A 6,000-nucleotide genomic window follows, 5' to 3' on the forward strand; every position below is an offset into this window, starting at 1 on the left:
ATGCTTTTGCTTTAATACTTGTGTATCACTATTACTCATTATTGTTTAAAAACATAAATACGAATTGCAACAATTGAACGACTGCAAACGCTGCTGCTGCAACGTAAGTTAAAGCTGCTGCATTCAATACTTTTGCTACGCCGCGTTCTTCATTATTTCCTATGAATCCTAATGAAACCATCTGCTCTCTAGCTCTATTGCTCGCATTAAACTCAACTGGTAACGTAACGAGTTGGAATAATACAGTCACTGCGAAAAATATAACACCGACAAGGACTAAGTTTAACGCATTCATGAATATACCTGCAAGTAAAAGAAATGGAGCAATACCAGATGTAAAGTTTACTGCTGGGAACATACGATGACGAAGCACGAGCATTGGGTAGCTTACACTATCTTGAATAGCATGGCCAATTTCGTGGCATGCCACCGAGATGGCTGAAATAGATCTACCATTATATACAGGTTCTGATAAGCGAACGACTTTTTTGATAGGATCGTAATGATCAGTTAATGTTCCTCTTACTGGCTCAATTTGAACATCATATAGTCCATTTGTATCTAGCATTTTACGGGCAGCTTCGTAACCAGTCATACCAGAAGACGCCGCCACTTTTGTGAATTTATTAAAAGTTCCTTTTACTCTAAATTGAGCCCAAATGGTGACACCAAAAATGATAAAGCCTAACAAATATAAAAAACCAAGCATGTTGTCTTCCCTCCATCAAATAATTTAGATCTTTACTGCTATTTTACCACATTTGTTGCCTACACGCTAAGTGAAAACTTTGCTTTTTAGCTGTATCAGAGCCCTTTCACAAAAGAAAGCAATGTCATGTACCTTTTTACATCATTGGCCCTCTTTCCAGCAAAAGCATAATGGCTTCAATGCATGCAGCACTCCTAGAAGTTAATACCTTATATACGTTCTTCGCTTGTGAAGGTTTCAAGTTTTCTACGAAAGGTTTTATTTCTTTTAATTCTTTTTCGAGTTGTCGCATGTGTTGCTCCAGCTTAACGATTTTGTCACCAATTTCGCTATTACACTGAATATTATCCCATTGGTCTAAGAATGTTTTAATATCTTCAAGACTATATTTCTCTTTTTTTAACCATTCAATACGTTGAAATCGTGGGATGGAATCGCGATGATATAAGCGATAGTTAGACTCTGATCTTTTAATGGGATGCAGCAATCCTTGTGAGGTGTAATAATCTATGGTGCGTGTTGTGCTATTCACTTCTTTAGCTAATTGTCCAATTCTTAGTAAGTCTTTGCTCATGTATATTCACCCCATGTCTTACTTATTACTTACTCATGTCCTACATCCATTCATCATATGTTGAATGTAAGAATTTAACTATTTTAATGGCCGCATTGCAAAAAAGTGCATAGACCAACTACAAAAACAGTAACGTAATACATTATATATTACTGAATGAGATGAATGCAGTAAAGGGTGGTAAGAGAAAAATTTGTGAATCTAGTAAAAAGGAAAATAAAGTAAATGAAATGTTGTGTTATTTAATATTACACAAGTAAATAAAACATAACTATAAGAAACAAAATTGAAAATCGATAATATTGAAGATAAAAAACGAAAATTTACAATTTAATACTTGAAAACATACGGGTATCCACCTATAATGACAATAACAATATCACGTTATGTAACTAAAGTTAACATATTGGGGGAGATCTTAAATGGAAATGCAATTAAATGCAATTTGGATGACGTTGGCAGCTATTTTAGTTATTTTTATGCAAGGTGGATTTATATTATTGGAATCAGGTTCAACTAGAATGAAAAATGCAGGGCATGTTGCAGGAAAGACTATTTTTACTTTTGGCATCTGTACTTTAGTATTTTGGGCCGTCGGTTGGGGGTTAATATATGGTGGTAGTGGAAATGCGTTTATAGGTTGGGGAGACTTTTTTATTGATCCATATGGTCAATTTGATGGTGCAACGCCACTAGGAACATCCTTTTTATTTCAGCTCGCATTTGCCGGGATCTCACTGACGATCGCATGGGGCGGATTCGCAGAACGTGGTAAGCTTGCGGCTTATCTTATCTTTTCTGTCTTGTTCACAGCGCTTGTATATCCAATTATCGCGCATTGGATTTGGGGTGGCGGATGGTTATCTGAACATGGGAAGCAAGATTTTGCAGGTTCAACCGTCGTTCATTTAACTGGAGCAATGGCAGCACTAGCAGCGACGATTTTATTAAAACCTCGTATTGGTAAATTTAATAAAGATGGTTCAGCTAATGAAATACATGGTCACAATCAGGTGTTTACGGCATTAGGTGTGCTTATTCTTTGGGTAGGTTGGTTTGGTTTCAACGCAGGGAGTACATTAGAAGTAGGAGATGGCTTTTTCGGATATGTTGCTTTCAATACGCAACTAGCAGCAGGAGCTGGTGCGATAGCCGCGTTACTGATTGCGTGGGCTGTTTCTGGTAAAGCGGATGTACCAACGATGTTAAATGGTGCGCTTGCAGGCTTAGTAGCCATTACTGCTTCATGTGCTTTCGTTACACCTTGGGCATCGGTTGTTATCGGTATAATAGCAGGAATTATTGTTGTCTATAGTATGAAGATGTTTGAAAAACTAAAAATAGATGATCCAATCTACGCGTTATCTGTACACGGTGTAGCTGGAGTTTGGGGAACGATATCTACTGGTTTCTTTGCTACAGATACGTTAGCTAGTGTAGGAAAAAAAGGATTGTTTTATGGCGGTGGCTTTGAACAGTTAGGTGTACAGATAATGGGTGTCGTAACAAGTGGACTATTTGCGTTCGTTGTTTCTTTTGCTATCTTATATGTGATGAAGAAGACGATAGGTTTAAGAGTAACAGAAGAACAAGAAATTATAGGATTAGATTTAAGTGAACATGGATCTTATGGTTATCCAGAACAAATGAAAAATAGCGGTGGTTCTCAATCTGTTTAATGGTTTAAACTTTATCTTGTAAACAGAAATTATAGATGGGTTGATCTTATTGACAAACATCATTGGGTTCAATACCCAATGATGTTTTGTGCATCGTAATGTACAGGTAAATAACTTCACCATCAAATGCGTTGAACAGAAAAATATGAATATAAAATAATGAGCGATATTCAATATTTTTTAAATGACAAGTTATATAAGATAAAGAAATAATGAAAACGAAGTTTACGCCTCAGTAGCCAGCTGTAAAGATTGATGTAGAGATTTCTTCATCTTATGCATAGCGGTAATAAGTTGGTTGAACTTGTTTCTTCAACTTAAATAAAAAAAATTATATCAAAATGAATATCATGGTACGGAAAAGCAAGGAGTTTAATACAATAAAATAATGAAGTTTTGGAGAGGGGGAAGTAATGTTTTGGGGTTGTTGTCAATTCGATTATTCGGACAAAAAATAAACCAGGCGAACACAGTAGAAGAGCTAAAACTAATTCGAAAACAATTTCATGATGGCGTGGTTGATTTTTCTCAGTGTAATATACGAGAGTACGTCGGTTTCATTAATCAGATTCATGATGGAATCATATGCAAATCGATAGAGTTGACCATGGAAAAATTGGAATGTAACGGGATGGGGAAGCCGCCTTTGTCTTTTCAGTTTGTTTTATTTGGGAGTGGCGGCAGACAAGAGCAGACATTGTGGAGTGATCAAGATAACGGACTGATTTATCATAGCAACAATGATAAAGAAGAAGAGTTACATCGAGATTATTTTGTACAATTGGGAAAAATGATAGAGCAAACATTAGAGTCCATCGGTTACCCTCCATGCGATGGAAAGGTTACATGCAGTAATGAAGCATGGTGTTTAAATGTACAGCAATGGGATCAGCAATTAAAGCACTGGATCGATAATCCTGACTGGGAGAATATACGTTATTTACTTATTTGTGCTGATGTTAGAGTGATTTATCAACATGGGTCTATGCCAGAAGATATACATCAACCGTTTTGTTTCCGTTCGTATTTCGATTACGCTGTTTTAAAACATATGTTGAGAAATACGTTGAGACATAAAGTGATGGTCAATATTTTTGGTAGATTAATAACAGAACAATATGGAGTAGCGGCGGGAAGTATCGATATAAAATATGGTATGTATATACCGATCGTAAATGGAATTCGATTATTAGCAATAAAGCACGGCATAGATGCTTGTTCCACATTAGAAAGAATAGAGCAATTGCAGCAAAACAACTGGATAACAGAAGAAGTAGCTACAAAGTGGAGTATTGCTTTTTGTGATGCTATGAAGTACAGAATGATGGCACATTATGAACACAAACAAGGTTGTTTTACATCTAATGGGATGTTAAAAGCAGATCGTTTAACAAAAAAGCAAGTAGAAGAGTTAAAACAAAGTATAAAGACTGGAACCCAACTACAAAAGTATGTAAAAAAGGTAATCAGCTCTATGCCAGAGGGAGAGAGATGATGTGAAAGAAAACAGAAGTGCGGCAGGTAGAATGTGGAATTTATATCGTCAAGGTGGCTTAACTTCTGCTTGGGCTGCTGCAACAGGAGATCAGAACGCACATCATATGGCGCTCATACGTGCACTGATGAAAAAGCAAAGGCATGAGGCCCAGTTGTCCACTTCACTTAAAGATTTGGAGTTGGTTATTTTTGATCTGGAGACGACAGGATTCTCTCCAAAACAAGGCGATGAGATCCTATCCATAGGTGCAGTGAAAGTGACAGGCTTACACATAGAAGAAGCTGAAAATTTTTATACGTTAATTAATCCTAACAGAGATATCCCAACATCGATACAACAATTAACGGGTATAACGGAAGAAATGGTTCAATCTTCCCCCTTTATTATTGAAGGGTTACGAAATTTTCTCGATTTTGTTGGTAAGAGAGTGTTGGTTGCTCACGGATCTGGACATGATAAACAATTTTTAAATGAGGCGTTATGGAAAACATCTCGAACGAGATTGACTCATCGTGTGATGGATACCATGATGGTTGCGAAATGGCTTCATCCTAATGAAGATCATTATGGATTGGATGAGCTCATTCAATTATATGATATTGCGGATATAGGGAGGCACCATGCACTGCATGATGCCCAAATGACTGCACAACTATGGATAAAATTTGTACAGCAAATGCTGAATAGAAAAGTACATACATTAGGTGAATTGTACGCTCATTTGAGTCGATAACATAACCTAGTTCATACTTCAAGAATCATGGGGGTGAAGGGTGAATAGCACTAAATAAACTTATAAGACACGGGATGAAACCACTGGTCCTCTGTAATATGAAATCCCTCTAATATAGGCTTATCTCGATAAGAAGCAATCCAGTATGTTGGAATGCTTCTCCACATTAATTTTTTGTCCTCGCTAGAAGGAAAAGGTTCTTCATCAGGGTGGGAATGAAAAATACCTACAATGTTGTGTTGTTCATGGTGTTCGTATTGTAAGAGAATCGTAGTCCATTGCTTTGGACAAAACATAAATTGTTTCCTTTTGTTTTTAGCTACATTGGTAATTGGAATAAACTGTTCTATAAATATATCCTCTTGTTGATTTTGACCGATGAGGACACCACAGCATTCGTAAGGTAAATGCTGTTTTCCATATGCAATCAGTTCTTCATAAATAGTATTTCGAAAGTAAATCATAATAATATGTCTTCCTTTTATATCACCATTTTTTTATCCTCTATTTCATCTATAGCACGTTCTACTTTATCCGTAATAGATTGTAAACAGGACGCCTCAAATGGAGATTGTATATTGGAATGTTGGATCACTTCTAAAAATGGTCTGCTGCCACCTGCTAAACACAAGGATAAGTAGTCTTTCCAAGCATCGTACCAGTTATGCTGCATCTTGTCCCAAAATTGCAATGCACAGATTTGTGCTAGTGCATAGTCTAATAATAGAAAGGGTGGGTGAACTACACGCCACTTAACACCCTTACGGGTCGTTTGAAGTGGATGCTTCTTGGGAAGTAGATACTTTT

6 protein-coding genes and 1 pseudogene are annotated in these 6,000 nt (G+C 36.7%); 3 read left to right on the plus strand and 4 right to left on the minus strand.

What is annotated here, in order from left to right:
* Positions 1–31 precede the first annotated feature (31 nt).
* The gene (locus D1Z92_RS06100; RefSeq protein ID WP_128894767.1) at positions 32–709 is read right to left on the minus strand and encodes a zinc metallopeptidase; all 678 of its coding nucleotides are present in this window, start codon (positions 707–709) and stop codon (positions 32–34) included.
* A 136-nt stretch (positions 710–845) separates the two neighbouring features.
* Positions 846–1,283, minus strand: coding sequence for a MerR family transcriptional regulator (locus D1Z92_RS06105; RefSeq protein WP_128894768.1), 438 nt, complete (start codon positions 1,281–1,283; stop codon positions 846–848).
* Positions 1,284–1,705: 422 nt separating this feature from the next.
* Here D1Z92_RS06105 and D1Z92_RS06110 point away from each other — a divergent pair, with 422 nt between their 5' ends.
* The 3 genes from D1Z92_RS06110 to D1Z92_RS06120 all read left to right on the plus strand — a co-directional run bounded on the left by D1Z92_RS06110 (position 1,706) and on the right by D1Z92_RS06120 (position 5,193).
* Positions 1,706–2,962 (plus strand): ammonium transporter, encoded by a 1,257-nt coding sequence (locus tag D1Z92_RS06110; protein WP_128894769.1) that lies wholly within the window; start codon positions 1,706–1,708, stop codon positions 2,960–2,962.
* A 418-nt stretch (positions 2,963–3,380) separates the two neighbouring features.
* Positions 3,381–4,457, plus strand: coding sequence for a DUF294 nucleotidyltransferase-like domain-containing protein (locus D1Z92_RS06115; protein WP_164931476.1), 1,077 nt, complete (start codon positions 3,381–3,383; stop codon positions 4,455–4,457).
* 1 nt (position 4,458) lies between these two features.
* Entirely contained in the window at positions 4,459–5,193 is a 735-nt protein-coding gene (locus D1Z92_RS06120) for an exonuclease domain-containing protein (RefSeq protein ID WP_128894771.1), read from the plus strand.
* A gap of 50 nt (positions 5,194–5,243) precedes the next feature.
* Here D1Z92_RS06120 and D1Z92_RS06125 read toward each other — a convergent pair whose 3' ends face one another.
* Positions 5,244–5,657: a M67 family metallopeptidase gene (locus tag D1Z92_RS06125; RefSeq protein ID WP_128894772.1), complete on the minus strand. Its 414-nt coding sequence runs from the start codon at positions 5,655–5,657 to the stop codon at positions 5,244–5,246.
* Positions 5,658–5,674: 17 nt separating this feature from the next.
* A pseudogene (locus D1Z92_RS17250) lies at positions 5,675–6,000 on the minus strand (hypothetical protein); the annotation flags it as partial.

This window comes from Longirhabdus pacifica (assembly GCF_004115085.1).
GTDB classification, from domain to species: Bacteria; Bacillota; Bacilli; order Paenibacillales; family DSM-105158; genus Longirhabdus; species Longirhabdus pacifica.